Source organism: Caulobacter sp. KR2-114 (assembly GCF_049446115.1).
In the GTDB taxonomy this organism is placed as follows: domain Bacteria; phylum Pseudomonadota; class Alphaproteobacteria; order Caulobacterales; family Caulobacteraceae; genus Acaudatibacter.
Window position 1 is genome coordinate 132,855 of sequence record NZ_JBMSEC010000006.1, and the last position, 26,615, is coordinate 159,469.

Here is a 26,615-nt window from a genome sequence, read left to right on the forward strand (position 1 = left end):
GCCGCACCGCGGCTTATCCGGGACCGCCGGAAACGCTGAGGGTCGCAGGCCGTAGCGGGCGCCGGCGCCTGTTGCGGTCCCGGATATCCGCTAAGCGGATTCCGGGATGACAGAATTGAGTGTCGGCCCGCGCTAACCGCCGAACGCGCCCTTGAAGCGGTCGCGCAGGACGTTCTTCTGCACCTTGCCCATGGCGTTGCGGGGCAGGTCGTCGACGAAGAACACCTTCTTGGGGGTCTTGTAGGCGGCCAGGGACTGGCGGGCCGTGGCGATCACCGCGGCCTCGTCCCCGGCGCCGGCGATCACCGCCACCACCGCCTCGCCGAAGTCCGGATGCGGGCAGCCGATCACCGCGCTCTCGCCGACCCCGGGCAGTTCGTCGAGGATCAGCTCGATCTCCTTGGGATAGACGTTGTAGCCGCCGGAGATGATCAGGTCCTTGGCCCGGCCGGAGATCCACACCCGCCCGTCCGGGTCCTGGCGGCCGACGTCGCCGGTGCGGAACCAGCCGTCGGCGGTGAACTCCTCGGCGGTCTTCTCGGGCATCCGCCAGTAGCCGGAGAACACGCTGGGTCCCTTGATCTCGATGACCCCGGTCTCGGCGCCGCCGCCGATGCGCAGGGAGACGCCCGGCAGAGGGTAGCCGACGCTGCCGGGGATGCGTTCGCCGTGCAGCGGGTTGCTGGTGATGATCGCCGCCTCGCTCATGCCGTAGCGCTCCAGGATGCGCTGGCCGGTGCGGGCCTCGAACTCGGCGAAGGTGCTTTCCAGCAGCGGGGCGGAGCCGCAGATGAACACCCGCATGTGCGCCGCCGCCTCGTGGGTGAAGCCGGGATTGGCCAGCAGGCGCGTGTAGAACGTCGGCACTCCCATCAGCACCGTCGCCTTGGGCAGCAGGCGCAGCACCTCCTCGTCGTCGAACTTCGCCAGCCAGATCATCGGCCCGCCGTTCAGCAGGATGCAGTGCAGGGCGATGAACAGGCCGTGCACGTGGAAGATCGGCAGGGCGTGGAGCAGCACGTCGCCGGGCTCGAACCCCCAGACCTCGTGCAGCGCCAGGGCGTTGGCCGCCAGGTTGCCGTGGCTGAGCATGGCGCCCTTGGAGCGGCCGGTGGTGCCGCTGGTGTAGATGATCGCCGCCAGGGCCTCGGGGGCGACCTCGTGCACGTGCTCCAGCGGCGCCAGGCCGGCGGCTTCGGCGGCCAGGGCCACGGCGTCGGTGACGAACAGCCGCGGCTCGGCGTCGTCCAGGAAATAGCGCACCTCCGCCTCGGTGTAGGCGGTGTTCAGCGGCAGGAACACCGCGCCGACCTTGAGGGTGGCGAGGTAGAGCATCAGCGACTCGGGCGTCTTCGGCGCCTGCACGGCGACCCGGTCGCCGGGCTCCACGCCACGCGCCCGCAGCAGGGCGGCCAGCCGGCCGATGCCGGCCTGGAAGGCGCCGTAGCCGATCTGCGAGCCGTCCGGCAGCATCAGGCAGGGCGCGGACGGATCGGTCGGAAAGCGCGAGGCGAGCAGGGCGTAGAGGTTTCCGTTCACGGCTGACCTTGAGGGTGGCGGCGGTTGTTCGGCGTCCCGTCTCGCACGGGTGTGGCGCCGGTTCAACGCGGCGGAGGAAAGCGCGAGCGCCGCCGCCTCCCCCCAAATGGGGCGCGCGCAACGTCACCGATGTGAGTTACCACGCCCCTTGCGCCCCGCCCCGCGGGGGCCCAGGGTCGAATCATGTCGATTTTGAAATCTGAACAGGCTGCCGGAGCGTCGCCCCAGGGGTTCCCGTATGCGGACGGCGACTATCTGTTTCACCTGCTGGTGGCGATCAGCCGTTACAGGGACGATGATCTGGAGACGGCGGTCAAGCCGCTGGGCCTGACCCTGTCGCACTATCGGGCCATGGTGGTGATCGCGCACTTCGCGCCCTGCACCATGGGCGAGCTGGCGGACTTCTCCATGGTCGACCGCACCACGCTGACGCGGACCATCGACCATCTGGTGGCGCGCGGCCTCGTCGACCGCTGCCACTCCCAGGCCGACCGTCGCCAGCTGTGCCTGACCCTCACCGAGACCGGCTGGTCCAGCTATCTGATGGCCCAGGAGGTGGTGCGCTCGCGCAACGACGCCTTGCTGGCCAAGCTGCCGGCGCAGCAGATGCGGGCGATGATCCGGGCCCAGCAGGCCCTGGTGGCCAGCTGGGATCTGGACAAGGAACTGGCGCACCGTCTGCTGACCCTCAGCCGCGGCGATGGCAAGTCGCCGCGCCAGGCGGCCAACGACTGAAGCGGCGCGCGGGGGCCGGCAAGCTCAGCGAAGGAACCCGGCGGGCGGCCGCGCGCTTGAGGCTGGCGCCGCCCGGCCTGTCAGACCTGGTTCATCTTGCCGGGCGCAAATCCATCCCCGACACGTGCGAGGCGCCGTATTGAGGCCGTCTTCGCGCAGCAGAGGACACCTGATGAACAGCCGCCTTTCCGGCCTTGCCGCAGCCGCCCTGATCCTGGCGAGCGTGGGCGCGCCCGCCGCCGCCCTCGCCGCCGCCGACCCCGCCGCCACCACCGTCGAAAGCTTCGACGGCAGCCTGATCGCCGCCATGAAGGGCGGCCAGGCCCTGGGCGCCAAGGGCCGGGCCCGCCAGCTGACGCCGGCGGTGGAACGCGCCTTCGACCTCCCGACGATGACCAGCTTTGCGGTCGGCCCGGCGTGGTCCAGCTTCACCCCGGCGCAGAAGACCCAGGTGATCGCCGCCTTCACCCGCCTGTCGGTGGCCAGCTGGGCGCACAACTTCGACAGCTATTCCGGCGAGCAGTTCGTCATCGACCCGAATGTGCAGACCCGCGGGACCGACAAGGTGGTCTCGGCCAAGCTGGTGCATGGCGGCGGGGCGCCGGTGAACCTGGTCTACCGCATGCGCCAGACCGGTGGCTCGTGGAAGGTGATCGACGTGTTCTACAACAACGTCAGCCAGCTGACGACGCGCCGCTCCGACCTGGCCAGCACGGTCGCCTCCGGCGGCGCGGCCGGCGTGACGGCCAAGCTCAACCAGATGGCCGACAACCTGCTGAAATAGGGCGAGCGCGCAGCGCCCCTCCCTTTGTCATCCCGGAATTCGCGAAGCGAATATCCGGGACCTCGGCAGGCGCACGCACCCGCTACGGCCGGCAAAGGTCGTGCTTCCGGCGGTCCCGGATAAGGCGCTGGCGCGCCTTTCCGGGATGACAGTGGAAAACGAAGGCGCGCCTACGGCTGCGTCGGGGGACGCTCCGGTTCGCCCATCAGGGCGGGCTGGAACAGCAGGGCCGAGACCAGGGTCCATAGCAGCGAGATCATCAGCAGCTTGCCCATGCTGGCGGTGCCCGGGTGCGCCGACATCCACAGGCTGCCAAAGCCGGTGGCCGTGGCCAGGGCCGAGAAGAACACGGCGCGCGCCAGGCTGGACGTCAGCAGGTGCGAGCCGCCCGAACGCCAGGACATCACGAAATAGATGTGGAAGGCCACGCCGATGCCGAACAGCAGCGGCAGGGCGATGATGTTGGCGAAGTTCAGCGGCTGGCCGATCAGCACGCAGCTGCCGAGGGTCAGCAGCCCGGTCAGGATGATCGGCGCCATGGTGATGGCCACGTCGCGGGCCTTCCGCAGGACGATGAACAGCAGCACCGTGATGGCGATGAACGACAGCACGCCGGCCTGGATGAAGGCCTTCAGCACGGTGTCGCCGCTGCGCGAGATGCTGAACAGCGGCCCGGTGGCGTTGGGCGCGACCTGGGTCACCGCGTCGATGAAGCCGCGCAGCACCTTGTTGTCGTTGGCGTCGCCCCGGGGGACGATGGAGACCCGCTCGCGACCGTCGGGCGTGCGCCACATCCGCACCAGATCGGGCGGCAGGTTGGCCAGGCTGACCGGCTGGGCCTGGAACGAGGCGGAGATGTCGGCCAGCACGGTGGCCAGGGGCGGCACGATGGCCTGGGCCGCGGCGGCGCGGGCGGCCGGCGGGCCCGCGGCCAGGGCGTCGAGGTCCTTGGCCAGGCGCAGGGCGTCGGCGGCGGTCGGATCGCCCGGCGCGGCGCGGGCCGCATCGCGCAGGCCGGCGGCGGCGCCCTGCAGCGCGGTGACCACCTCCGCGTCGCTCGGCGGCGGGCTGGTGACCAGCGGGTTGAGGCTGAGGTCCAGCAGGGTGGCGGCGTCGTGGATGGTGGCCAGCTTCTGGTCCTGGTCGGTCGGCACGAGGTCCGCCAGGGTGCGCGCCTCGGACACCTGCGGCAGGGTCTTCAGCTTCGTCGCCAGGGTCTGGGCGGCCGCCGCGTTCGGCACGACCGCCTCCAGGGTGTTGGGCGACAGGTCCGGGTCCTTCAGCAGGTCCAGCAGGGCCGACACCGACTCCACCTTCGGGCTGCGCAGGTGGAGCGGGTTGAAGTCGAAGTGCAGCAGCGGCAGCAGGGCCGCCGAGCCCAGGGCGGCCACGGCCGCGGCCCCCACCACCAGCCTGCGGCGACCCAGGATGAAGCCGTCCAGCCGCTCCAGAACCGGGTGCGAATGGGTCTCGGGCGGCGGCTTGGGATGCAGCAGGGCGATCAGCGCCGGCAGCACGGTGAGGTTCAGCGCCAGGGCGACGAACATGCCCGCGCCGGCGACCACGCCCAGCTGCGACAGGCCGTGATAGTCGGTCGGGGCGAAGGCCAGGAAGCCGGAGGCGATCGCCACCGCGGCCAGGGTCAGCTGGCGGCCGATGCCGCGGCCGGACGCCGCCAGGGCCTCCGGCTCGGTCTCGCCCAGCGCCCGCTCGGCGCGGAAACGCACGCTGAACTGGATGCCGAAGTCGATGCCGAGCCCGACGAACAGCGGGATGAAGGCCACCGAAATGACGTTGTAGCGGTCGTAGACCACCAGGCCCCAGGCGGCGGCGGTGACCAGGCCGACCAGGGTGGTGACCAGGATCGCGGCGATCAGCCGCCACGAGCGCACCGCCAGCCAAAGCATCAGCACGATGAAGCCGACCGACAGCAGGGCGATCAGCCAGACGTGCTCGGCCAGGGTGGCGAACTCGTCGTCCTGCAGCGGCGTCTCGCCGGTGAGGCGCACATTGACCCCATGCGCGGCGTCGAGCTTCAGCGCCTGGGTCGCGGCGCGGATGGCGTCGGAGGCGTCGGCGCCGGCCTGCAGCTGGCCGAAGTCCAGCCGGGGGTCGACCAGGATCAGGTGGCGCAGCTCGCGCGGGTCGGACTTGCCGCCGGCGATCATCGCCCGCCACGAGAAGAAGGCCGGCCGGCCCGCCTGCACCGCCTCGACCGTGTCGGCAAGGCTGTGGATGGGCCCCTTCAGGTCGGAGAGCTTCGCCTGGCCGGTGGTGACCCCCTGCAGGGTGGTGGTCAGGGTGCTGGCCACGCCGCGCAGGCTGGGGTCGGCCGCCACCGGCCCGAGGAACGGCTGTGCGGCGATCAGCTTGTCCATGTTGGACTTCACGTCGGCCGCAGACGCATAGAGCAGGCCGTTCTGCGACCAGAACGGGCCGGAGTCGGCCAGGCGCACGCTGGGAAACAGCTTCGGGTCCGCCTGCAGCTTCGCGACCAGGGCGTTGGTCGCCTGTTCGGACAGCTCCGCGGTGCGGCCATCGATGACGATGACGATCTGGGCGCTGTTCTGCGGGAAGGCCTTGTCGAAGGCGGCCTCCTGCTGGCGCCAGGGCAGGGCCTTGGAGATCAGGTCGTCGGTGTTGGTGCTGATGGCGAAGTGGGTCGCCGCGTAGAATGCTGCGGCAAGACCCAGGACCAGGCCCAGGATCGCCACGACCAGGGCGTGGCGGGTGCAGAACGCCACCCAGCGCCCGAACACGGACGAGCGGGGAGCCCGGGTCGCCGCCTCGGCGCTCACCGCCAAGCGATGGTCTCCGACTGGGCCAGCGCCAGCACGGTGGAGGGGGCGCTGATCAACTGCACGGGCTGGGCGGTGGCGGCCGGGTCGACGACGATCACCGGCCCCTGCGGGGCGAAGAACGGCGCGTGGGTGACGCCGGCGTCGGCGGAGGGCGGGGGCGGCGGCGTGGTCGCCGGCGCATCTCCGGCGGCGCCGGGCGTGGCGCCGGGCGCGGGCTCGGAGGGGATGTCCTCGAACTGCGGCGCCGCCGGCTTGTCATCGTCGCGGTCGTCGATCTGGCTCTGCTGGTTCTGCAGATAGGCCGAGCGCAGGGTGGCGTAGGGGTCGGTGGCGTCGGCGAACAGGGCCTTCAGCTGAGGATCGGCGCTGGAGCGCAGATCCAGGCCTTGCATCACCGTCAGGCCGGCGCTGACCTCCAGGCGGTGCGGGTAGTTGGCCAGCTTGATCGGGTCGAGGCTGAAGTCGGCGAAGGTGCCGATGGCGTCGCGCACCGTGGTGGGCCCCATCAGCGGCACGAACATGTAAGGGCCGGGGCCCACGCCATAGCGGCCGAGGGTGATGGCGAAGCCGTTGTCGTGGAACGGCACGCCCGCCTTGCCGGCCACGTCGATCAGCCCGCCGAACCCGGCCAGGGTGTTGCCCACCAGGCGCACGCTGGTCTCGCCGGCCCGCTTGAAGCGGAACTGCAGCAGGTCGTTGGCCAGGATCGCCGGCTCGGAGATGTTGGTCAGGAAGTTGTGCGCCGCCTTGCCGATCGGGCCGGGGGTGAGCGCCTTGTAGACCATCGCCGCCGGCCGGATCAGCACCTTGTCCAGGCCGTTGTGTATCCGGAAGAAGAAGCGGTTCACCTTCTGCCACGGGTCGATGTGGCGGATCGACTGGTCGGCGACTGCCGGGGCGTGGGCGTCCTGCGCCAGGGCGGACGGCGCGGCGAAGGTGAGCGCCAGCGACAGGGCCGTGCCGGTCAGCAGCAGGCGGGCGGGCCGGCGCAGCTCGAAACTCAGGGCAAGGCAAGCGGGCGCGGCGGCGGGTTGGCGCTGAGCGGTCAAGCGTGAACTCCCGGAGACCAGATTCGGCGCCCCTCCGTCAGGTACCAAAAGAGCATACCTGGCGCCCCGATCACAATATCTCTGGCGCGTAACACGAGCGACAGGGCGACGGCGGTGGAGGCGTCGACGCCGACCAGCTTGCCGACGACGATGAAGGCGCCTTCCTGCACGCCCGCGGCCATCGGCACCAGGAAAAATGCGCTGCGCGCGGCGCAGACCAGGCTGGCGATCACCACGCTGTCGGCCAGGCTGAGCGGATGCGCCAGGCCGCGCGCCGCCAGCCAGATCTGCCCCGCCGTGCCGAACCAGGCGGCGGCGTGCAGCAGCGAGGCCAGCACAATGCGGTTGGAGCGGCCATGCAGGGTCTCGATCGCGGGGGCCAGGCCGCCGTCGGCGAAGGCGCTGGAGAGGCCGAGCAGGCCGGCGATTCGCGCCAGCAGGCGCTCGCCCGCCATCAGCGCCTTGCGGTTGCGGCTGAGGGAATACAGCGCCAGCAGCGGGATGGCCCCGACCACGGTGATCCCCAGCCAGGACTTGGCCTGCGCCGGGTCCAGGTGACCGAGCAGCAGGGCGATGCCGGTGAAGGCGAACAGGGCCTGGGTCAGGGTCTCCACCGCGACGTCGACCACTGTGCTGGCGGTGGCCGACTGGCCGCTGCCGCCGCCCAGCAGGGTCAGGGCGCGGGCGCTGACCACCTCGCCGAAAGCCGGGATGAAGCCCACCAGGTTGGAGGCGGAATCGCGCACCCAGCGGGCCGCGGCGTAGGCCTGCAGCGAGGCGGCCTCGCTGACCGCGCGCCAGGCGGCGGCGCACAGCACCAGCGAGATGGCCTGCACCAAGGCGACCGCGGCGAACCCCGTCCAGCCGATCTGTCCGAGCGCGGCGAGCACCGACGGCAGGCCGGCGCGCAGGGCCAGGACGGCGGCGACCGCCGTGCCGGCCAGGAACACCAGCGGCAGGAGCAGCTTGCGGATCACGCGGCCACCAGGTCGCTGAACCGGCCCAGCCGCACGCCCTTGGCCGCGGCGATCACCTCGGGATGCATCAGCCCGGCCAGTTCGTCGGCCAGCTTCCAGTGCGAGGGCGGGGCGTGCGGCGCCGGCGGATGTGACGAGGCCGGGTGCAGGCCGATCTCGCTGACCCCGGGCGGCAGGTTGGCGATGGTGCGCAGCATCTGGGCCGCGTCCATGTGGCCGCCGTCGTTGAGGCCGAAGAACCAGTCGTTGACGCCGATGCCGGCCCGCTTCAGCCGCGTGCGCAGGCTGTTCCACAGCGGCGCATGGAAGGCGGCGGTGGCGGCGCGGCCGGCCAGCCCCTTGCGCCCGGCGGCGCGCCAGGAGGCCATCACCGGCTCGTTCGGCGCCCGCACCGCCTTGACGCCGTAGTCCGCGGCCATCTCGATCAGCAGGCCGGTGAGCGTGGGATGCTGGTGGAAGTGCCAGTGGCCGTCGACGTGGTCCAGCGGCAGGCCGCTGCGGCGGAAACCCTCGAACTGGGCGCGCATCTCGCGCCGGGCCTGTTCGCGGCCGCGGCGGGTGAGGGCGATGCGCACGCCGTTGACGAACGGCCGGGCGGCCAGGGCGCCGGTGGCGGGGTCGATCAGGTCGCCGATCTCCGCCGCCGGCGCGGCGGACGGCGCGTCCAGCATCGCCAGGTGCAGACCGACCCCGAGGTTGGGCAAGGCGCGGGCCCGGCGCATGGCGTCCTCGGCCCCCGCGCCGGCCACGACCAGGCTGGCGCAGGTCAGCACGCCCTTCACGTGGCCGGCCTCGACGGCTTCATTCACCTCGCGCGACAGACCGAAGTCGTCGGCGGTGACGATCAGGGCGCGTTGCAACGGTGGGGCGCCTTTCAGGCTGCCTGGGGCAGCGGCTTCTTCGACGGGCGCATGAACCGGCGCGCCAGGCGCACCATGCGCGGCATGAACATCGGCCGGATCAGGCGGGGATCATAGCCGGCCATTCGCCGGTCGTTCTCCTGCAGGCAGACATCCATCAGCTCGGAGATGTCTATGTCGTCGGTGGTGATCGCCGAGGCGCCGGTGACGGTGAAGTTGTTGTCCTGCGGCTTGGCCCCGTCGGCGACCGACTGGCCCATGCCGACCCGCTCCATGGCCAGGAAGATCCACACCGCCATGACCTTCAGCTCGAACCAGGGCCGGCGCCAGAAGGGCATGTTGCGCCGCCACCAGGCCACCCAGTTCACGAAGAACAGGATGTGGCGGCATTCCTCGCGCATCACCGGCTCGAAGGTCTCGACCAGTTCGTCGGGGAAGAATTTCGAGCGCCGGGCGAACTCGAACAGGCCGAAGGCGAAGAACGAGTCGATGCACTCCGAGAAGCCGGTGACCATGAAGGCCCACTCGGTGTCCTTGGGCTGGACGTACTGCGGCTCGGGCTCCAGCTGGATGCCGTAGGCGGCGACCAGGTTCGACAGCACGTGCTTGTGCCGGCCCTCCTCGAAGGCGTTCATGTCCACGGCCTTCTTCAGCCACGGATCGGACGCCACCATCTCGGCGTAGGCCTTCACCCGCATCGAGGCCTTGCCCTCGGTCTGCACGGCGATGTCCCAGATCGGCAGGCTGATCAGCCGCTCGCGCATCTCCTCGGTCAGCTTCGGCCAGTCGATGACCGCCGGCTTGTAGGGGTTATGCGTCTCCAGCAGCATCTGGCAGAACAGGCGCTTGTGCGCCTCCGAGCCGATGCGGAACGGCGCGGGATCGCCCATCCAGGTGGTGGGGCCTTCGGCAACAGTGTCTGCGAGGGACATGGAACGTCTCGTTGTAGGCAGGTCTCGTCAGGTCTTGTCGTCGATCAGGCCGCCGCCTGGCGCCGCTCCTTCAGGAAGTCGAAGAATTCCACGCCCTCGCGCAGGCGCCGCTTCATCATCTCGGGGCTGCGGATCATCTCGCCAACGATGGCGCCGATCTTCCGCGGCCGGAAATAGAACGACTTGTAGAAGGTCTCCACCGAGTTGAAGATCTCGGTGTGGGACAGGTGCGGGTAGTGCAGCGGCGCGATCTGGATGCCGTGCTCGTCCACCAGTTCGGCGTGCTCGGCGTCCAGCCAGCCGTTCTCCACGGCCTGCTTGTAGAGGAAGGTGCCCGGATAGGGCGCCGCCAGCGACACCTGGATGGTGTGCGGGTTGATCTTGGCGGCCCACTTGGCGGTCTCGACCATGGTCTCGGTGGTCTCGCCGGGCAGGCCGAGGATGAAGGTGCCGTGGATGGCGATGCCCAGCTCGTGGCAGTCCTTGGTGAACTTCTCGGCCACCTCGATGCGCATGCCCTTCTTGATGTTGTGCAGGATCTGCTGGTTGCCGCTTTCGTAGCCCACCAGCAGCAGCCGCAGGCCGCCGTCCTTCAGCTTCTTCAGCGTCTCGCGCGGCACGTTGGCCTTGGCATTGCAGCTCCAGGTGACGCCCAGCTTGCCGAGCTCGGCGGCGATCGCCTCGGCCCGCGGCAGGTTGTCGGTGAAGGTGTCGTCGTCGAAGAAGAATTCCTTGGTCTGCGGGAAGGCCTTCATCGCCCATTTGATCTCTTCGATCACATGCTCGACGCTGCGCGTGCGGTAGCGGTGGCCGCCCACCGTCTGGGGCCACAGGCAGAAGGTGCAGCGCGATTTGCAGCCGCGGCCCGTGTAGATCGAGATGTACGGGTGCTTCAGATAGCCGATGAAGTAGTTCTCCATGACCAGGTCGCGCTTGTAGACCGGGGTCACGAACGGTAGGTCGTCCATGTTCTCGAGGATCGGCCGGTCCTCGTTGTGCACGATCACGCCGGACGAATTGCGGTAGCTGACGCCCTTGATGTCGGCGAACGGAACGCCGTCGGCGACTTCCTTGATCGAGAAGTCGAACTCGTTGCGCGCCACGAAGTCGACCACCGGGGCCTTCTGCATCGAGCCGTCGGCGTCCACCGCCACCTTGGCGCCGATCAGGCCGGCCTTGAGGTTCGGGTTGACCGCCTTCATCGCCTCGATGGTCTTCACGTCCGAGGCGAACGACGGCACCGAGGTGTGCAGCACGGCCAGGTCGAAGTCCTTGGCCATGGCCAGAACGTCGTTCAGCGTCTGGTCGTGCGGCGGGGCGTCGACCAGCTTGGAGTTCTCCACCAGCGAGGCGGGCTGGGCCAGCCAGGTCGGATACCAGAACGACTTGATCTCGCGCTTGGCCTGGTACCGGGAGCCGGCGCCGCCGTCGAAGCCGTCAAAGGAAGGGGCCTGGAGGAATAGGGTGCGCAACTGTAGTAACCTCAGTGGTGGGTGAGGACGCCGTCGGGCTGGACGCGAAAGCGTCTACCGCGCCAGCGGACCTGGTTGGAAGCGAAGCTCGCCAGGAAGACGGCGAATGATAGCACGTCGCGCCCGGGAAGCAGCCACAGCTTTCCCGAACGGGCGCCGGTTGCGGCGTCGACTTGCAATTTTAGCACAAGTCGCGCGGCCAGCGCGGCCGCCACGCCGGCCAGCGCCAGGGGCGTCGGCCCCAGGCAGGCCAAGGCGATCAGCGCCATCGGCAGGGCGTAGGTGACCGCCGAGCCGGCGTAGCCCGCGCCCTCGATGAGGCGAATCGTCCGACCCCAGCGAATCTCGTGGTCCAGCAGCTCCCGGGCGCTGGTTTCGGCGCAGGCGTGGCTGACGGTGATCGGCGGAATGGCGATCGACAGCCCCAGCTTGCGCGCCGCCCGGCCGATCTCGAAGTCGTCGGCCAGCAGGTCGGCGAAGGCCTCGAAGCCGCCCATGGCCGCCAGGGTCGGGCGGGTCATGGCGATGGTCGAGCCGAAGCACGGCTGCGCCAGGCCCAGGGCCGCGCCCAGCACGGCGTTGGGCAGGAACTGGTAGCTCACCGCCATGGCCGACAGCTGCGACCACGGGCCGCTGGCCCCGCGCCCCGTGTACAGGCAGGTGACCACCCCCACGCCCGGCTGCGCCAGGGCGTCGGTGATTCGCGTCAGGTAGTCGGGCTGGGCAGTGATGTCCGAATCGCTGAGCACCAGGACGTCGTGCTTTGCCGCGGCCATCATGTTGATGACGTTGCCGATCTTGCGGTTCTGCCCGGCCAGGCGGGCGTCGGCCACCAGCGCGATGTCCAGCGCCGGCCGCGCCGCGATCAGCCGGCGGACGGCCTCGGCGGCGGGGTCGTCGGGCGAGTGGACGCCGAACACGATCTGCACCGGGCCGGGATAGGCCTGGTCGGCGAAGCTCAGCAAGGCCTGCTCCAGGCCCGGCTCGGCGCCGTGCAGCGGCTTCAGCAGGGTCACCGCCGGCCGTTCCGCCGCCGCCGGCAGGCGGCGCCGCATGAAGCCGCGCACCAGCATCCCCGCCGCCACGGCGTAGGCCACGCCGACGGCGGTGATCGCCAGGAACAGCCAGCCAAGCAGATGCAGGGCGGTCAGCATCGCCGGTGCTCCGCTGGAGCCCCCATCCCCGGCTTCGCCGGGACTTCCCCCAGGGGCGGAAGAGAACGGAATCCGCAGCCACCTTCTCCTCCCCCCTTGGGGGAGGGGGACCCCCGGAGGGGGTGGAGGGGGCTCCAGCGGGTCTGGGTCAGGGTCAAGGGTGCGGCGTTGTCAGGGGCTTTGGGGTCAGGCGAAGCCTTACAGTGGGGACTTGGGGGCGCGATCCCAAGAGGTCGCTGGATGATCATCGCAAGCGGGCGGAAGTTGGACACCGGTTGCCCGGAACCGTTGCGCGAATGCATCGGGCGTCAGCTTTGATACATATGCCCCCTTGGCGCCGCCACATTCGCATTCCACTTAGCGACCTTGCGTCAAGCGGTCCAGGCGGCGAGGGCGTGCAAGCCTGCCCCCTTTGCCTTTGCTAGGCTATTCTTTCGCCATACGGGCGATGCGGAGTGTCGATGAGAGTGATTCTGGCTCAACCCCGGGGATTTTGTGCCGGGGTGGTGCGTGCGATCGACATCGTCGAGCGGTCCCTCGAGAAGTACGGCCGGCCCGTCTACGTGCGCCACGAGATCGTGCACAACCGCCATGTGGTGGAAGGCCTGAAGACCAAGGGCGCGATCTTCGTCGAGGAACTGGACGAGGTGCCGGACGGCGCGCCGACGGTGTTCAGCGCCCACGGGGTCTCGCGCCAGGTGGTGGACGCCGCCGCCGCCCGCGGCCTGCCGGTGCTGGACGCCACCTGCCCGCTGGTCTCCAAGGTGCACAACCAGGCGCGCCGCTATGTCGGCAGCGGGCGCACCCTGATCCTGATCGGCCACGCCGGCCACCCGGAGGTCGAGGGGACCCTGGGTCAGGTCGACCAGCCGGTGCACCTGGTCTCCACCGAAGCGGACGTCGCGGCCCTGGACATCGCCCTCGACACGCCGCTGGCCTACGTCACCCAGACCACGCTCAGCGTCGACGACACCCGCGCGGTGATAGCCGCGCTGCGGGGCAGGTTCAGCAATGTTGTGGGTCCGAACACGTCCGACATCTGCTATGCCACCCAGCATCGGCAGTCGGCGGTGCGCGAGATGAGCGCCCTGGCGCAGGTGATCCTGGTGGTGGGCGCGCGCAACAGTTCCAACTCCAACCGCCTGGTCGAGATCGGTCTGGAGGCGGGCGTGCCCAGCTATCTGATCGACGACGCGTCCGGCCTGGATCCCGCCTGGCTGGAGGGCGTCGAAGCGGTGGGTCTGACCGCCGGCGCATCGGCGCCGGAGGCGCTGATCCAGGATGTGATCGCGGCCCTTCGTCGCCTCGGCCCGGTCGAGGTTGAGCAAATGGACGGTGTCGAGGAGAATATCGAGTTCAGGCTTCCTGCGGAACTTCGCGCGCAGGAAGTCGAGGCTTAGGATCGGTCGCGACGAATCTGTCGCGACTCTTCGCGGCAAGCGGCCGTCGGGGCCGAGGATTTTCACCAGGTCGGGCAGGGGTGTCCCGATCGAGTCTGACAGGAGCCAGTTTTGGCGATTCCCTTCCAGGTGACGGCGCGCGTCGGCGCGTACATCATGAAACAGCACCTCTCCGGCGCGAAACGCTATCCGCTGGTGCTGATGCTGGAGCCGCTCTACCGCTGCAACCTGGCCTGCGCCGGCTGCGGCAAGATCGACTACCCGGACGAGATCCTCAACCAGCGCCTGACCTACGACCAGTGCATGGAGGCGATCGACGAGTGCGGCGCCCCCGTGGTCTCGATCGCCGGCGGCGAGCCGCTGCTGCACAAGGACCTGCCGCGCATCGTCCAGGGTTTCCTGGAGCGCAAGAAGTTCGTCATCCTGTGCACCAACGCCCTGCTGCTGACCAAGAAGATCGACCAGTACAAGCCCGACCCGATGTTCACCTGGTCCATCCACCTGGATGGCGACAAGGTCATGCACGACAAGTCGGTGTGCCAGGACGGCGTCTACGACATCGCCGTGAAGGCCATCAGGCTGGCCAAGTCCAAGGGCTTCCAGTGCAACATCAACTGCACCCTGTTCGACGGCGCCGACCCCGAGCGCACCGCCGCCTTCCTGGATGAGATGAAGGCCATCGGCGTCGACGGCGTGACCATCTCGCCCGGTTACGCCTACGAGCGCGCGCCGGACCAGGAGCACTTCCTGAACCGCACCAAGACCAAGCAGCTGTTCCGCGACATCTTCGCCCGCGGCAAGGGCAAGGGCTGGTCGTTCACCCAGTCGACGATGTTCCTCGACTTCCTGGCCGGCAACCAGGCCTATGCCTGCACGCCCTGGGGCAATCCCACGCGCACGGTGTTCGGCTGGCAGCGGCCCTGCTACCTGGTCGGCGAAGGCTACGCCAAGACCTTCAAGGAGCTGATGGACGAGACCGACTGGGACGCCTACGGCGTCGGCAACTACGAGAAGTGCGCCGACTGCATGGTCCACTCGGGCTTCGAGGCGAGCGCCGTGATGGACACCGTCAAGCACCCGCTCAAGGCCCTGGCCGTGTCGCTGCGCGGTCCGCGCACCGAGGGGCCGATGGCCAAGGACATCTCGCTCGACAACCAGCGCCCGGCCGAGTTCGTGTTCGCCTCGCACGTGGAAAAGAAGCTGGCCGAGATCCGCGCCAGCAACCCCCGCGCGCGCAAGGTGGCCAAGGTCGACTAGAGGGCCGTCGGGGGGCTCGCGCTCCGCTGGAGCCCCCATCCCCCGCTTCGCGGGGACTTCCCCCAGAGGGGGAAGAGAACGGAAGCTGACGCCGCGAGCCTATCTCTTCCCCCTCTGGGGGAAGTCCCGCCGAAGGCGGGGATGGGGGCCGCCGCGCAACGGAAGGAGCCGCCGCGGCGCGCCGCGGCGGCTCTTCGTCTGTCTGGGGTCCATCGGTCAGTCGCCGGTGAAGTCGATCTCGCTCTCGGCGCAGACGTTGTAGGTGTTGGTGGCCGAGCCGCCGTCGCTGAACACGCCCCGCACGTCCATCTCGCAGGCGCCGGCGCCGTCGTCGAAGTTGATCACCGCGCTCTCGCCGGGGCCCAGCACCCGGTCGCCCAGCCAGTCGGCGTGGTAGTTCGGGTCGTCGACGCTGGAGGCGTAGAGGTTGGTCAGGGTGTGGTTGGTGACGTTGACCACCAGCATCCGGCGGTTGGCGGTGGAGACCATCACCAGGTTGGGGTTGGCGGCGCTGGCCGGGGCGGCCGCGGGCGTGGCCGCCGCGGGGGCGGCGCTGGCCGCCGGGGCGGCGGAAGCGGCGCTCGTCGCGGTCGCGGCGGGACGGGCGGGGACGCCCGGGCCGTGCGGCGCGGCGATCCTGGCCGCGATGGTGGCCGAGGCGGCGCTCAGGACGACGGCGCCGACGATCAGGCCGAGGGTGGTGTTCGTGGACATGGCTTTGATCCTCATCTTGGGAGCGCCCCGGCCGTTCCGGTGCGCCGATGAGTGAAGGCTACGCGCCGCCCTCGGGCCGCTGTACTTACGGAGACCGACAGTTTCTGACAAAGCCGGTCAGGAACTGACGCCGGCCGTAAGCTTTGGCGAGGCGCGCCGATTGCGCCGTTCAAGCGAAGCCTTACATTCAGGCCGAGGCGACTCTCGGAAGGGCCCATGGATCAGGCGCGTATCAAGGCCGTGCGCAGCTTCGCGGCCGGCCTGTTCGTCAGGATCGCCGTCGCCCTGGCGGCGCTGTTCGTGGTGATCAGGATCGCCATCCCGTACATGGTCGACGCCCACAACGACGTCCTGTTCCTGGGGGCGGTGGCGCTGGGGCTGGCGAGCCTGTTCGCCGCCGGCTGGCTGGGCCTGTCGCTGTGGCTGAGCGTGACCCGCTTCCGCAGATCGCTGAACGGCCTGGAGGGGCCTTCCTCATCATGAAAAGACTGATCGTGCTCGCCGCGGCCCTGCTGCTGACGGCGTGCGGCCAGGTGAAGCCTGGCCACGTGGGCATCAAGGTGAACCAGTACGGCTCCGGCGCGGGGGTTTCCTCGGAGCCGCTGGGAGTCGGCACCTATTTCACCCCGTTCGGCACGAACATCATCGAATATCCGGTGTTCACCCAGACCTACACCTACTCGGGCAGCTCCGCAGAGGGCGCCTCGCAGAACGAGGAGTTCACCTTCCAGGACAAGAACGGGCTGAACATCGAGAGCGATATCGCCGTCTCGTTCTCGGTGAATCCCACCCTGGCGCCGAAGCTCTATTCCAAGTTCCGCACCGACGCCTCCGGCCTGGTGTCGGGCCAGATCCGCAACGCCATCCGCAATTCGCTGAACGACCGCGCCTCGGCCCTGGGGGTGGAGGAGATCTACGGGCCGAAGAAGGCGCAGCTGCTCAACGACGTGCAGGCGGACGTCTCCAACTATTTCCGGCCCTACGGCCTCAACGTCGAGAAGCTGTTCTACGCCGGCACCATCCGCATGCCGCAGCAGGTCCGCGACCAGATCAACCAGCGCATCGCCAACGAACAGGCGGCCCTGGCGGCCCAGGCCAACGTCGCCACTGCCACCGCCAACGCCCAGGCCAAGATCGAGGCGGCCAAGGGCGACGCCGAGGCCAACCGGCTGATCGCCGAATCCATCCGCACCAACCCCGAGATCGTGCAGCTGCGCGCCATCGAGAAATGGAACGGCGTGCTGCCGGTCTACACCGGCGGCTCCGGCCCGATGCCGTTCATCGGCGTGGGAAAATGACCGGCGGATAGCCCAGGCTCAGCGTCTCGCCCCGTTCCAGCGCCGCCAGCACGTCGGCGAAGCTGGTGCGGCAGGCGAAGCCCAGCCGGCGGGCCGCATGGCCGGGGTCGTAGATGCGGTCGATCGACTGGAACATCGTCCAGCCTCGGCGTGCATAGAGTTCGCGATAGGCCGGGAAGTAACGCGCCACCACGGACGGCGCGTCGGCGATCAGGGCTTCGGCGTCGTCCGGCGCGAAGGGCGGGGTGGCTGAGACGATGAAGACGTCGAAGCCAAGGGCGGGGGCCTTGTCCAGGGCGGCGACGTGGGCCTCGGCCGCGTCGGCCACCGTCAGGCGGCGGAACAGCAGTTCGTTGGCCTTGGTGTTGTCGTCCGACTGGGCGATGGCGTGGGCCATGTCGTCGGCCTCGGGGAAGAACCGGGCCGTGCGCAGCACCACGATCGGCAGGCCGTGCTCCAGGTAGATCAGACGGCAGAGGTTCTCGGCGGCGAACTTGCTGACGCCGTAGATGTTGCGCGGCTCGGGCGCCATCGTCTCGTCGAGCCACGCCGCGCGTCTCGCGCCGCCGGCGGCGCCCGCGCGGATCGCCTTGGAGATCATCAGCGAGGTGGTCGAGGTCATCACGAACCGGCCGACACCCTGGGCCGCGGCCTCTTCGAGCAGGTTCAGCGTGCCGGCGACGTTCACGTCGATGAACGCCTGCCGGCTGAAGGCTTCGATGTCCGGCTTGTGCAGGGCGCCGCCGTGGATGATCGCCTCGGCGCCGGCCTCGGCAACGGCGCGGCGGACCAGATCGCGGTCGGCGATGGAGCCGACGACCTGGGTCAGGGGCGATGGCCGCGGGTCCAGGCCGGTGACCTGGTGGCCGAGGGCGCGCAGGCGGGGGCCGAGGGTCTGGCCCAGCCAGCCGGACGATCCGGTGAGCAGGATACGCATGGCGCCGATCTATGAAACCCGGCCGCGGCTGTCACGCCGGGAGAGGCGTCGCGCGCCGCGAAATAAACGGTGGTTGCCTCCGCTTTCAGGAAAGCTTGGCTTGCCGCCCTCGCCGCGAGGCCATATCCAGCCGGCCACAGCGCCGGCGAAACGGCGGCCGACATCACACCACAGGCATTTCGAGGGGACGATTTCCATGAGGACCAAGCGGCTGGGCAAGAGCGGGATCGTCGTCTCCGACATCTGCATGGGCACCATGACCTTCGGCTCGCAGGCGGACGAGGCGATGGCCTTCCGCATCCTGGACAAGTCGTTCGACGGCGGGATCACCTTCTTCGACACGGCCGAGAACTATCCTGTGCCGCCGGCCGAGCACTGGGCCGGGCTGACCGAGGAGATCGTCGGCCGCTGGATGAAGACCAAGCGCCGCGACGAGCTGATCATCGCCACCAAGGTCTCCGGCCCCAGCCACGGCTGGATCAAGAGCGCCCAGCGGGCCGGCATGACGGCGCTCGACCGGCACAACGTCGTGCGGGCGGTGGAGGCCAGCCTGAAGCGGCTGCAGACCGACTACATCGACCTCTACCAGACCCACTGGCCCGACCACGGCGGTCGCTATGAGGACGCGCTGCGCGCGCTCGACGACCTGGTGCAGGCCGGCAAGGTGCGGGTGCTGGGCTGCTCCAACGAGACCGCCTGGGGGCTGATGAACGCCCTGCGGGTGTCCGAACGCGAGGGCCTGGCCCGCTACGACACCATCCAGAACAACCACAGCCTCAACAACCGCCGCTTCGAGGACGAGTTGGCGCAGGTGTGCCGTCAGGAAGGCGTCTCCTCGATCCCCTATTCGCCGCTGGGCGGCGGGGTGCTGTCGGGCAAGTACAACGGCGGCGCCACGCCGGACGGGGCGCGGTTCTCGAACTATCTGAAGATGGAGGGCACGCGCCAGCTGACCCAGGCGCGGCGCTTCGTCAACGAGAAGTCGCTGGCTTCGACGGAGCGCTTCGGCGCCATCGCCGCCGATCTCGGCATGACGACGGTGACCCTTGCCACCGCCTGGAGCAAGCAGCACGACTTCGTCGCCTCGACCATCGTCGGCGCGACCCACGTGGACCAGGTGGACGACATCCTGGCCGCAGCGGACGTGACCCTCAGCGCCGAGACGCTGAAGGCAATCGACGCCGTCTCGCGCGAGATCATGTACCCGATGGGCTGAAGGGCGGCGACCGGCCTCAGAGTTCGAGGGCCGGCGGCGTTCCGAGCCGGAAGATCGGCTTGCCCCGGTGCGCCACCTCGACGATGTGGCGGCCGGGATGGCGCGCAAGCAGATCGCGCGCCCTTGCCTTGGCGTGGTCCGGTCCGTTGCAGAACGCCGGGATCACCATGTCGCTCTCGCCCGGCAGGCCCTTCAGCGTGAAGATGAAGGTCATCGCAATCTCCCCGCAGATCGTCCGTCATGCCCATCGGGGGGCGGCCATCGAGGCGACCGCCCCCGTCAGGAGAAGCGCCCCGCGGTTGGGTCGCGGGGACAGGCCGGGGATGCCGCCGCAATGCTTAACGAACGCTGATTTATGACATTTAACGCGTCATAACCTACCCGATCCGGGCAGGCGCGCCGGCCGCTGCCGGGGCGGTCGCGCCGCGGCGGTCGAGGGCGGGCAGAAGCGTTGGCGGCCTCAGATACGGCGCGCCGAGGCGACGATCCAGGCCGACGCGGCCAGCGTCAGCGCGACCAGCAGCAGGGTCTGCTCGGTGCGGCTGGAGGGCGCCGCGGCGACCCGCGGGACATGCACCAGCAGCACGAAGCTGCTCATCATGGCCGCCTCCAGCGCCGCCGCCGGCCGCACCCAGCGGCGCAGCAGCAGGGCGAGGCCGGTCGCCGCGTGGACCGCGCCGGTGGCATAGGCCAGGGCCAGGCGCGCCGGCAGCCAGTCGGGGACCATGCTGGCCGTGAAGTGGGCATAGGCGACGTGCGAGGCGCCAAAGACGATCGCCGCCAGGCCGAACAGCCGCACAGCGAGCCCCGCCGCCGGCGCGACTGCCTTGCCACCCCCGGTCTCGCTCCACAGCATCAGCCCGCCCATGGCCATGGCCGCGCATTCCGCCACCGAAAGCCAGCGGCTGACGTCGGCCGGCGCGGCCAGCGCCCGCGGCGCCTGCAGGCCCAGCGCCCACAGGCCGATGAAGCCGAACGCCAGGAGCCCGCCGCAGGCGCGCGTGCGGGGCAGGGCGGTCATCGCCCCGGCCGCCAGCAGCATCAGGCCCGAGGCGAGCGCCAGCAGGGGACGGTGCGGCCAACCGGCGGGAACCGGCTCCCACTGCAGGGTGAAGTCGTGGTGCAGCAGCGACAGCAGCCCCAACCCTGAGATCCCCGCCGCCAGGCCGAGGGCCGCCGCGCCCCGCGCCGGCGCGATCCAGCCATCCCTCACCGCCTTGCTCACCATGCTTTCCCCGTCTCTCAGAGCGCCCCGATCAGGCGCCGCCGCTGCCGCCAGCGTGATGGCAGCAGGCGGGGAGGATGCGGCGCGGTGATGACCTGCCACGTAATCGACGGGCCCCCGTTCAGCGCCGATGGTCGGGGCATCGGCGGCCCGCCATCGGGACGGCCCGCCGGGACAGGGAGATGACGATGAACATGCCGGTGAAGCTGGACGTCCCGCAGGCCACGCGGCCGTGGATGATCGAGGCGGCCGACGGGACCGGCCTGTTCTACCGCGACTGGGCGCCGGCGGCGGATGCGCAGGCGCAGGCCGCGCCGCTGGTGTTCTGCGCCGGCTGGGGCCTGCCCTCGGACAGCTGGGGGGCGGTGATGGCGGAACTCGGCCTCGCCGGCCATCGCTGCATCGCCTACGACCGCCGCGGCGCCGGCCGTTCGGACGATCCTGGCCGCGGCTATGATCTGGACACGCTGGCCGACGACCTGGCCGCCGTGCTCGACGCCCTGGACCTGACCGGCGCCGTGCTGGTCGGCCATTCGATGGCCGGGGCGGAGATCACCCGCTATCTCAGCCGCCACGGCGCCGCGCGGGTGGCCAAGGTGGTGCTGATCGCCCCGGTCACGCCCTGCCTCGGGCGGCGGGACGATAATCCGAACGGCGTCGATCCGGCCAGCTTCGCGGCCGTGCGCGCCGCGGTGGCGAGCGACTTCACCGGCTGGATGGACGCCGCCGGCCAGGGCTTCGTGCTGCCGCAGACGGCGGAGGGGACCATGGCCTGGATCAAGGCGCTGATGGCGCGAGGCTCGGTGCAGGCGCTGGTGGAGACCAACCGCGCCTGGACCGGGCTCGACCTGCGCGCCGAGGTCGCCGCCATCGACCGCCCGACCCTGGTGCTGGCCGGCGACAACGACCTGTCGACGCCGCTGCCCCTGACGGGCGAGCCCACCGCAAGGCTGATCCGCGGCGCGACGCTGAAGGTCTACCCCGGCGGCCCGCACGGCCTGATGTTCACCCACGTGGCCGAGCTGGTCGCCGACATCGGCGCCTTCGCGGCGTAGGATATCGGCGCGCCAGGGCGGGAGGGCGTGGCGGCGCCTTACCCGTCGCGCGCGCGGCTCAGCCGGCCCAGCGCCCGCGCCAGGGCCGGCTCCAGGGTGCGCAATTCCTCCAGATGGACGGCGGTGAGGCGCAGGAGCAGGGCTTCGGCGCGCCCGGTGAGGGACAGCTCGATCCGCCGCCGGTCCGCCGTGGACGGGGTCTTCATCACCAGGCCGCCCTCCGCCATCCGCGCCACCAGCTCGGCGGCGGTGTGCGGGGCGATCAGCAGCTGGTCGGCCAGGGCGCCGACGCTGGGCGCGCCGGGCCCGGGGAAGCCGGCGATCGCCAGCAGCGCCTGGTGCTGCTGCGCCGGCAGGCCCTCCTCCGCCGCGGCCGCCTCGCTGAACGACAGGAAGCGCCGCAGCTCGTAGCGGAAGGCCGCGATGGCCCGGTATTGCGCCTGGGCGAGGCCTGCGTGGCCATCGGGTGTTCCCGTCCGGCGTTCCGGCGGATCAGCGCGCATCGATTTGCCTCTTTAATATATCGTAAGACGATGTATATCGCCTGCCGGCCGCGACGCAAACCGGCAGGAACCCAGATCCGTGACAGACCATCCGACCGTCGGCTTCGACGCGCCCCGCCTGGGCCGCCCCCGGGCGCTGGCGGACTTCAAGGCCGACCGGCGGCTGCTGATGCTGGTGGCCATGGCGCTGGTGGTCGGCACGGCGGGGACCTTTGCCGCCTGGGCGCTGGTGCGGCTGATCTACTTGGTGGGCAATCTCGTCTGGTTCGGCCGGGTCGACTGGACCAGCCTGTCGCTGGCGCACGCCGCGCGCACGCCGTGGATGGTGGCGATCCCGGCGCTTGGCGGCGTGGTGATCGGCCTGATGGCGCGCTATGGCTCGGAGAAGATCCGTGGCCACGGCATCCCCGAGGCGATCGAGGCGATCCTGATCGGCGGCAGCCGGATGTCGCCCAAGGTGGCCATCCTGAAGCCGATTTCCTCGGCGGTCTCGATCGGCACGGGGGGGCCGTTCGGGGCAGAGGGGCCGATCATCATGACCGGCGGGGCGATCGGCTCGCTGTTCGCCCAATGCTTCTCGCTGAGCGCCGCCGAGCGCAAGGTGCTGCTGGTGGCCGGGGCCGCGGCGGGGATGACGGCGATCTTCGGCACGCCGGTGGCGGCGGTGCTGCTGGCTGTGGAACTGCTGCTGTTCGAGTGGCGCCCGCGCAGCTTCATCCCGGTCGCGGCGGCGGCGGTGACCGCCGCGTGCTGGCGGCCGATGACCTTCGGCTCCGGACCGCTGTTTCCGTTCACGGCGACGATCGCCCTGCCGTGGTGGGGGCTGATCGCCTGCGCGGGAGTCGGCGTGGTCGTCGGCCTGCAGTCGGGGCTGCTGACCAAGCTTCTGTACATCCTGGAGGACGCCTTCGAACGCCTGCCGGTCCACTGGATGTGGCGCCCGGCGCTGGGCGGCGTTGTGGTAGGCTTGGGCGGGCTGATCGAGCCCCGGGCGCTGGGCGTCGGCTATGACGTGATCGGCGACCTGATGGGGGCCAGCCTGCTGTCGCAGGCGGTGATGGCGATCCTGCTGGTCAAGGCGGGGATTTGGCTGGTCTCGCTGTCGTCGGGCACCTCGGGCGGCGTGCTGGCGCCGCTGCTGATCCTCGGCGGGGCGATGGGCTGGCTGGTCGGCCTGGTGCTTCCGGGCGGCCACGGTTTCTGGGCCGTGCTGGGCATGGCGGCGATGCTGGGGGGAACCATGCGCTCGCCGCTGACCGGGGCGGTGTTCGCCCTGGAGCTGACCGGCGACTACGCCCTGCTGGCGCCCCTGCTGGCCGCCTCCACGGCGGCCTATGCGGTGACCGTGCTGCTGCTCAAGCGTTCGATCCTCACCGAGAAGATCGCCCGGCGCGGCCAGCACATCACCCGCGAATACGCCATCGATCCCTATGAGCTGGCCCGTGTCGCCGACGTGATGATCGCCCCCGTGGACACCTTGCCGGCCACGCTGACGATCCGCGAGGCGGTGGCGGAGTTCGAGGCTGGACGTCACCGCATCTATCCCGTGGTCGACGCCGCCGGGCGGCCGGTGGGCCTGGTCTCGCGCGCCGACGCCCTGCGTTGGGAGCAGCAGATGGACGATGAAGGCGACGCGGGGGAACGGCTCGCCGACGAGCGCCTGGCCGACCGGATCTCGGACGCCACCTTGCCCTGCGCCCATCCCGACGACGTGGTCGCCCGCGCCGTCGAGGTGATGATCGCCGAGGACATGGGGCGCCTGCCCGTCACCGATCCCGTCACCGGCGCCCTCGTCGGTCTCCTGACCCGCAAGACCCTGCTGAAGGTCCGCGCGGAGGCGGTGCGCGGCGAGGCCGAGCGGGAGGCGTTCTATGGGGCCGGGGCGGCGGGGTAGGCGACGTCTCAGTCGGTCCTGCGGCCCCGTCGGCGGCTCAGGGGCCTACCAGCCGGTCGCGGGCCGCTTCCAGGGTGCGGACCGCGGTGGCGGCGCCCTGGGCGGTGCGCAGCAGGGCGGGGAGCTGGGCGGGGCGGGCGGCGAGCGCCGTGAGCACGGCGCCGACGTCGGCGGTCCCATCGGGGCGCAGGCCCTTGAGGGCGGCCGGCGGCAGGCTGTGGTCGGCGCCGTCGGAAACGGCCCGCACGACGGCGAAGGGCCGGCCCGCCTCGGCGGCGAGGCGCGCGGCGACATGGCTCTCCATGTCCACCGCCAGGGCCCCGGTGGTGGACCACAGGGCGCGCTTGGCGTCGGTGTCGGGGATGGCGACGTCGGAGCCGGCCAGAGTTCCCAGCCGTGCGCGCGGGTTGGCGCGCAGCAGCCGCGCGACCCAGGCAGGGTCGCAGTCCCAGCGCCGGCCGCGATGCAGCACCGCCTGGGCGGCGATCAGCTCGCCGACGTGGGCGTCGGGCGCGAGGCCGCCGCAGACGCCGAAGGACAGCACGGCCAGCGTCGGGTGCGCCGCGAGGGCGGCGGCCAGGGCGCGTTCGAGGCGGGCGACGTCGGCGCCGCCGATCACCACCACATGGCCCATGCCCGCCAGGATCTGGGCCTCGCGGGCCATGCCCACCACGCAGATCATCGGCCCCCCCGCCATGCCTCGCCCCCTATGGCCTCACATGCCCCAGGCCACCTGGGCCTGGTTGCCGCGCTTCAGGTTGCGGTAGCGGGCCATGGCCCACAGCGGGAAGAACTTCGAATAGCCATGGTAGCGCAGGTAGAACACCCGCGGAAAGCCGCCGCCGGTGTAGTGGTCCTCCGGCCAGACGCCGCGCTCGTCCTGGTTCGCCTGCAGCCAGGCGATGCCCCGCGCCACCGCCGGATCGTCGGTGCGGCCGGCCGCCATCAGCCCCAGCAGCGCCCAGGCGGTCTGCGAGCTGGCGGAGGGGTAGGGCTCGTAGCCCTGGTAGTCGAGCTTGTACGACGAACAGTCCTCGCCCCAGCCGCCGTCCGGGTTCTGGATGCGGACCAGCCAGTCGGCGGCCTTCTTCACCATCGGGTGGTCGGCCGTCAGGCCCGCGGCGTTCAGCGCGCACAGCGCCGACCAGGTGCCGTAGACGTAGTTCACCCCCCAGCGGCCGAACCAGGAGCCGTCGGCCTCCTGTTCGCGCTCGAGATAGGCGATGGCCGCCTTCATCCGCGGACTGTCGGTCTCGCCCAGCTGCGCCAGCATCGACACGCAGCGCGCGGCGACGTCGACGGTGGGAGGGTCCAGCAGGGCGCCGTGATCGGCGAACGGGATGTTGTTGAGGTAGTGGTAGGTGTTGTCGGCGTCGAACGCCGCCCAGCCGCCGTTCTTCGACTGCAGGCCGACCACCCATTCGCGGCCGCGGTCGATCGGCATGTCATAGGCGCCGGCGACCTCCGCCCGGTGCCGGGCGCGGTCCATGGCCATCACCACCACCGCCGTGTCGTCCAGGTCGGGATAGTGCGGATTGGCGTACTGGAAGGCCCAGCCGCCCGGGCGCACGTCCGGCTTCTGCACGGCCCAGTCGCCGACCACGTCCAGCACCTGCAGCGGCTTGAGCCACTGCAGCCCACGCAGCGCCGCGGCCTCGGCCTCGGGCGAGCCGGCCTCCAGCAGCGCATGGCTGGCCAGGGCGGTGTCCCACACCGGCGAGAAGCACGGCTGGCAGTAGGCCTCGTCGTCCTTGACCACCAGCAGCTTCTCCACCGACTTGCGGGCGATGGCGCGGCGCGGGTCGTCCTCGGGCACGCCCAGGGCGGCGTACATCATCACGCTGTTGGCCATGGCCGGGAAGATCGCCCCCAGGCCGTCGTCGCCGTTCAGCCGCTCGGTGACGAAGGTCACGGCCTTGTCGATGGCGCTCTGGCGCGAGCGCTTCGGAAAGTGCGGCTCGACCACCCGCAGCACCTGGTCGAGGGCGAAGAAGAACGACGCCCAGGGCTCCTTCTGGTGCGCGCCGCGCGCCAGGCCGGTGATGGTCGATGGCGGCTGCAGGAAGATCTCGTCGATGGTCACGCCGCGCGGGTTGACCGCTCGCGGCTTGAGCCGGCGCAGCACCAGCAGCGGCACGATCACCGTGCGCGCCCAGTAGGAGATCTTGTCGAGATGGATCGGGAACCACCGCGGCAGGTGCATGATCTCCACCGGCATCTCCGGCACGGCGCGCCAGGAGACCACGCCGTAGAGCGCCAGCAGGATGCGGGTGAAGACGTTGCAGGCCCCGGCGCCCCCGTGCGCGTGCAGCGCCTCGCGGGCCCGGACCATGTGCGGGGCGTCCGGGCTGTCGCCGATCATCTTCAGGGCGAAATAGGCCTTCACCGTCGCGCTGACGTCCAGGGCGCCGCCGTGGAACAGCGGCCAGCCGCCATGCTCGCCCTGGATGCGGCGCAGGTAGACGCCGATCTTGCGCTCCAGCTCCAGATCCGCTGGTTCGCCCAGGTAGTGGACCAGCAGCACGTATTCCGCCGGGATGGTGGCGTCGGCCTCCAGTTCGTAGACCCAGTGGCCGTCGGCGTTCTGCTTTTCCAGCAGGGCTCGCGTGGCGCGGCCGACGGCCTCGTCGATCAGCTCGAGGGCGGGCGCCTCGGCAGAGGGGGCGTCCGGCGAGGGACGGTCAAACTGGGTGCGGGCGGCGGCGTCGTCCATCGGGACCTTCGGCAATCGATTGTGCGCAGGCTTTTAGCGCAAGTCGGCGCCCAAGCGTGAGAGCCTCCGCCGCGGCCTTTATGCCGGGGCGGAAACAGCC

The 26,615-nt window shown here is 70.4% G+C and carries 24 protein-coding genes; 9 read left to right on the forward strand and 15 right to left on the reverse strand.

Going from position 1 to position 26,615, the window contains the following annotated elements; genetic code table 11:
* Nucleotides 1-132: 132 nt before the first annotated feature.
* Nucleotides 133-1,539, reverse strand: a complete 1,407-nt coding sequence (locus ACO2Q3_RS20405) for an AMP-binding protein (RefSeq protein WP_423309972.1) — start codon at nucleotides 1,537-1,539, stop codon at nucleotides 133-135.
* 183 nt (nucleotides 1,540-1,722) lie between these two features.
* Here ACO2Q3_RS20405 and ACO2Q3_RS20410 point away from each other — a divergent pair, with 183 nt between their 5' ends.
* Together ACO2Q3_RS20410 and ACO2Q3_RS20415 are read left to right on the forward strand one after the other, a co-directional pair.
* A complete protein-coding gene (locus tag ACO2Q3_RS20410) occupies nucleotides 1,723-2,274 on the forward strand; it encodes a MarR family winged helix-turn-helix transcriptional regulator (RefSeq protein ID WP_423309973.1) in 552 nt (183 codons plus the stop codon).
* Between the two features lie 172 nt (nucleotides 2,275-2,446).
* Nucleotides 2,447-3,058: an ABC transporter substrate-binding protein gene (locus tag ACO2Q3_RS20415; protein ID WP_423309974.1), complete on the forward strand. Its 612-nt coding sequence runs from the start codon at nucleotides 2,447-2,449 to the stop codon at nucleotides 3,056-3,058.
* Nucleotides 3,059-3,228: 170 nt separating this feature from the next.
* On the opposite strand, the gene ACO2Q3_RS20420 is transcribed toward ACO2Q3_RS20415, so the two are convergent.
* The 7 genes from ACO2Q3_RS20420 to hpnI are packed head-to-tail and all read right to left on the reverse strand — an operon-like array spanning nucleotide 3,229 to nucleotide 12,303.
* Nucleotides 3,229-5,856, reverse strand: a complete 2,628-nt coding sequence (locus tag ACO2Q3_RS20420; protein WP_423310394.1) for an MMPL family transporter — start codon at nucleotides 5,854-5,856, stop codon at nucleotides 3,229-3,231.
* Nucleotides 5,853-6,908: an MlaA family lipoprotein gene (locus tag ACO2Q3_RS20425; protein ID WP_423309975.1), complete on the reverse strand. Its 1,056-nt coding sequence runs from the start codon at nucleotides 6,906-6,908 to the stop codon at nucleotides 5,853-5,855. Before ACO2Q3_RS20425 ends, ACO2Q3_RS20420 begins: the two co-directional genes overlap by 4 nt.
* Nucleotides 6,905-7,885: a lysylphosphatidylglycerol synthase domain-containing protein gene (locus tag ACO2Q3_RS20430; protein WP_423309976.1), complete on the reverse strand. Its 981-nt coding sequence runs from the start codon at nucleotides 7,883-7,885 to the stop codon at nucleotides 6,905-6,907. Before ACO2Q3_RS20430 ends, ACO2Q3_RS20425 begins: the two co-directional genes overlap by 4 nt.
* On the reverse strand, nucleotides 7,882-8,745 hold the full coding sequence (gene hpnK / locus ACO2Q3_RS20435; RefSeq protein ID WP_423309977.1) for a hopanoid biosynthesis-associated protein HpnK: 864 nt from the start codon (nucleotides 8,743-8,745) through the stop codon (nucleotides 7,882-7,884). Before hpnK ends, ACO2Q3_RS20430 begins: the two co-directional genes overlap by 4 nt.
* Nucleotides 8,746-8,759: 14 nt before the next feature.
* A complete protein-coding gene (locus tag ACO2Q3_RS20440) occupies nucleotides 8,760-9,677 on the reverse strand; it encodes a hypothetical protein (protein WP_423309978.1) in 918 nt (305 codons plus the stop codon).
* A 44-nt stretch (nucleotides 9,678-9,721) separates the two neighbouring features.
* Nucleotides 9,722-11,149 (reverse strand): hopanoid biosynthesis associated radical SAM protein HpnJ, encoded by a 1,428-nt coding sequence (hpnJ, locus tag ACO2Q3_RS20445; protein ID WP_423309979.1) that lies wholly within the window; start codon nucleotides 11,147-11,149, stop codon nucleotides 9,722-9,724.
* Nucleotides 11,150-11,160: 11 nt separating this feature from the next.
* Nucleotides 11,161-12,303 carry a bacteriohopanetetrol glucosamine biosynthesis glycosyltransferase HpnI gene (hpnI, locus tag ACO2Q3_RS20450; protein WP_423309980.1) on the reverse strand — a complete coding sequence of 381 codons (1,143 nt, stop codon included), beginning with the start codon at nucleotides 12,301-12,303 and terminating at the stop codon, nucleotides 11,161-11,163.
* A 461-nt stretch (nucleotides 12,304-12,764) separates the two neighbouring features.
* Here hpnI and ispH point away from each other — a divergent pair, with 461 nt between their 5' ends.
* Nucleotides 12,765-13,703: a 4-hydroxy-3-methylbut-2-enyl diphosphate reductase gene (gene ispH / locus ACO2Q3_RS20455; RefSeq protein WP_423309981.1), complete on the forward strand. Its 939-nt coding sequence runs from the start codon at nucleotides 12,765-12,767 to the stop codon at nucleotides 13,701-13,703.
* A gap of 111 nt (nucleotides 13,704-13,814) precedes the next feature.
* Complete coding sequence (gene hpnH / locus ACO2Q3_RS20460) at nucleotides 13,815-14,960, forward strand: adenosyl-hopene transferase HpnH (RefSeq protein WP_423309983.1); 1,146 nt, start codon at nucleotides 13,815-13,817, stop codon at nucleotides 14,958-14,960.
* Between the two features lie 216 nt (nucleotides 14,961-15,176).
* Here the strand turns inward: hpnH and ACO2Q3_RS20465 are convergent, their stop codons facing one another.
* Nucleotides 15,177-15,674: a hypothetical protein gene (locus tag ACO2Q3_RS20465; protein ID WP_423309984.1), complete on the reverse strand. Its 498-nt coding sequence runs from the start codon at nucleotides 15,672-15,674 to the stop codon at nucleotides 15,177-15,179.
* A 216-nt stretch (nucleotides 15,675-15,890) separates the two neighbouring features.
* Here ACO2Q3_RS20465 and ACO2Q3_RS20470 point away from each other — a divergent pair, with 216 nt between their 5' ends.
* Nucleotides 15,891-16,157: a hypothetical protein gene (locus ACO2Q3_RS20470; protein ID WP_423309985.1), complete on the forward strand. Its 267-nt coding sequence runs from the start codon at nucleotides 15,891-15,893 to the stop codon at nucleotides 16,155-16,157.
* Nucleotides 16,154-16,972, forward strand: a complete 819-nt coding sequence (locus ACO2Q3_RS20475) for an SPFH domain-containing protein (protein WP_423309986.1) — start codon at nucleotides 16,154-16,156, stop codon at nucleotides 16,970-16,972. Before ACO2Q3_RS20470 ends, ACO2Q3_RS20475 begins: the two co-directional genes overlap by 4 nt.
* On the opposite strand, the gene ACO2Q3_RS20480 is transcribed toward ACO2Q3_RS20475, so the two are convergent.
* Nucleotides 16,953-17,909 carry an NAD-dependent epimerase/dehydratase family protein gene (locus tag ACO2Q3_RS20480; RefSeq protein WP_423309987.1) on the reverse strand — a complete coding sequence of 319 codons (957 nt, stop codon included), beginning with the start codon at nucleotides 17,907-17,909 and terminating at the stop codon, nucleotides 16,953-16,955. The two genes, ACO2Q3_RS20475 and ACO2Q3_RS20480, sit on opposite strands and share 20 nt — an antisense overlap.
* A 196-nt stretch (nucleotides 17,910-18,105) precedes the next feature.
* Here ACO2Q3_RS20480 and ACO2Q3_RS20485 point away from each other — a divergent pair, with 196 nt between their 5' ends.
* Nucleotides 18,106-19,125, forward strand: a complete 1,020-nt coding sequence (locus tag ACO2Q3_RS20485; protein ID WP_423309988.1) for an aldo/keto reductase — start codon at nucleotides 18,106-18,108, stop codon at nucleotides 19,123-19,125.
* Nucleotides 19,126-19,141: 16 nt separating this feature from the next.
* Here the strand turns inward: ACO2Q3_RS20485 and ACO2Q3_RS20490 are convergent, their stop codons facing one another.
* Both ACO2Q3_RS20490 and ACO2Q3_RS20495 read right to left on the reverse strand, forming a co-directional pair.
* Complete coding sequence (locus tag ACO2Q3_RS20490) at nucleotides 19,142-19,339, reverse strand: hypothetical protein (protein WP_423309989.1); 198 nt, start codon at nucleotides 19,337-19,339, stop codon at nucleotides 19,142-19,144.
* A 246-nt stretch (nucleotides 19,340-19,585) separates the two neighbouring features.
* On the reverse strand, nucleotides 19,586-20,350 hold the full coding sequence (locus ACO2Q3_RS20495) for a hypothetical protein (protein WP_423309990.1): 765 nt from the start codon (nucleotides 20,348-20,350) through the stop codon (nucleotides 19,586-19,588).
* Between the two features lie 188 nt (nucleotides 20,351-20,538).
* Here ACO2Q3_RS20495 and ACO2Q3_RS20500 point away from each other — a divergent pair, with 188 nt between their 5' ends.
* Entirely contained in the window at nucleotides 20,539-21,405 is an 867-nt protein-coding gene (locus tag ACO2Q3_RS20500) for an alpha/beta fold hydrolase (RefSeq protein ID WP_423309991.1), read from the forward strand.
* A 38-nt stretch (nucleotides 21,406-21,443) separates the two neighbouring features.
* Here the strand turns inward: ACO2Q3_RS20500 and ACO2Q3_RS20505 are convergent, their stop codons facing one another.
* Entirely contained in the window at nucleotides 21,444-21,908 is a 465-nt protein-coding gene (locus ACO2Q3_RS20505) for a MarR family winged helix-turn-helix transcriptional regulator (protein ID WP_423309992.1), read from the reverse strand.
* 79 nt (nucleotides 21,909-21,987) lie between these two features.
* Here ACO2Q3_RS20505 and ACO2Q3_RS20510 point away from each other — a divergent pair, with 79 nt between their 5' ends.
* Nucleotides 21,988-23,802, forward strand: coding sequence for a chloride channel protein (locus tag ACO2Q3_RS20510; protein ID WP_423309993.1), 1,815 nt, complete (start codon nucleotides 21,988-21,990; stop codon nucleotides 23,800-23,802).
* A gap of 37 nt (nucleotides 23,803-23,839) precedes the next feature.
* Here ACO2Q3_RS20510 and ACO2Q3_RS20515 read toward each other — a convergent pair whose 3' ends face one another.
* Nucleotides 23,840-24,499 (reverse strand): hypothetical protein, encoded by a 660-nt coding sequence (locus ACO2Q3_RS20515; RefSeq protein WP_423309994.1) that lies wholly within the window; start codon nucleotides 24,497-24,499, stop codon nucleotides 23,840-23,842.
* Between the two features lie 18 nt (nucleotides 24,500-24,517).
* Nucleotides 24,518-26,515 carry a squalene--hopene cyclase gene (gene shc, locus ACO2Q3_RS20520; protein ID WP_423309995.1) on the reverse strand — a complete coding sequence of 666 codons (1,998 nt, stop codon included), beginning with the start codon at nucleotides 26,513-26,515 and terminating at the stop codon, nucleotides 24,518-24,520.
* Nucleotides 26,516-26,615 lie beyond the last annotated feature (100 nt).

Bases quoted from the DNA above. Each gene is read 5' to 3' on its own strand.
- ACO2Q3_RS20410 (WP_423309973.1), top strand. From the start codon at position 1,723: ATGTCGATTTTGAAATCTGAACAGGCTGCCGGAGCGTCGCCCCAGGGG.
- ACO2Q3_RS20415 (WP_423309974.1), top strand. From the start codon at position 2,447: ATGAACAGCCGCCTTTCCGGCCTTGCCGCAGCCGCCCTGATCCTGGCG.
- ACO2Q3_RS20440 (WP_423309978.1), bottom strand. From the start codon at position 9,677: ATGTCCCTCGCAGACACTGTTGCCGAAGGCCCCACCACCTGGATGGGC.
- hpnI (WP_423309980.1), bottom strand. From the start codon at position 12,303: ATGCTGACCGCCCTGCATCTGCTTGGCTGGCTGTTCCTGGCGATCACC.
- ispH (WP_423309981.1), top strand. From the start codon at position 12,765: ATGAGAGTGATTCTGGCTCAACCCCGGGGATTTTGTGCCGGGGTGGTG.
- ACO2Q3_RS20465 (WP_423309984.1), bottom strand. From the start codon at position 15,674: ATGTCCACGAACACCACCCTCGGCCTGATCGTCGGCGCCGTCGTCCTG.
- ACO2Q3_RS20470 (WP_423309985.1), top strand. From the start codon at position 15,891: ATGGATCAGGCGCGTATCAAGGCCGTGCGCAGCTTCGCGGCCGGCCTG.
- ACO2Q3_RS20475 (WP_423309986.1), top strand. From the start codon at position 16,154: ATGAAAAGACTGATCGTGCTCGCCGCGGCCCTGCTGCTGACGGCGTGC.
- ACO2Q3_RS20480 (WP_423309987.1), bottom strand. From the start codon at position 17,909: ATGCGTATCCTGCTCACCGGATCGTCCGGCTGGCTGGGCCAGACCCTC.
- ACO2Q3_RS20485 (WP_423309988.1), top strand. From the start codon at position 18,106: ATGAGGACCAAGCGGCTGGGCAAGAGCGGGATCGTCGTCTCCGACATC.
- ACO2Q3_RS20490 (WP_423309989.1), bottom strand. From the start codon at position 19,339: ATGACCTTCATCTTCACGCTGAAGGGCCTGCCGGGCGAGAGCGACATG.
- ACO2Q3_RS20500 (WP_423309991.1), top strand. From the start codon at position 20,539: ATGAACATGCCGGTGAAGCTGGACGTCCCGCAGGCCACGCGGCCGTGG.
- ACO2Q3_RS20505 (WP_423309992.1), bottom strand. From the start codon at position 21,908: ATGCGCGCTGATCCGCCGGAACGCCGGACGGGAACACCCGATGGCCAC.
- ACO2Q3_RS20515 (WP_423309994.1), bottom strand. From the start codon at position 24,499: ATGGCGGGGGGGCCGATGATCTGCGTGGTGGGCATGGCCCGCGAGGCC.
- shc (WP_423309995.1), bottom strand. From the start codon at position 26,515: ATGGACGACGCCGCCGCCCGCACCCAGTTTGACCGTCCCTCGCCGGAC.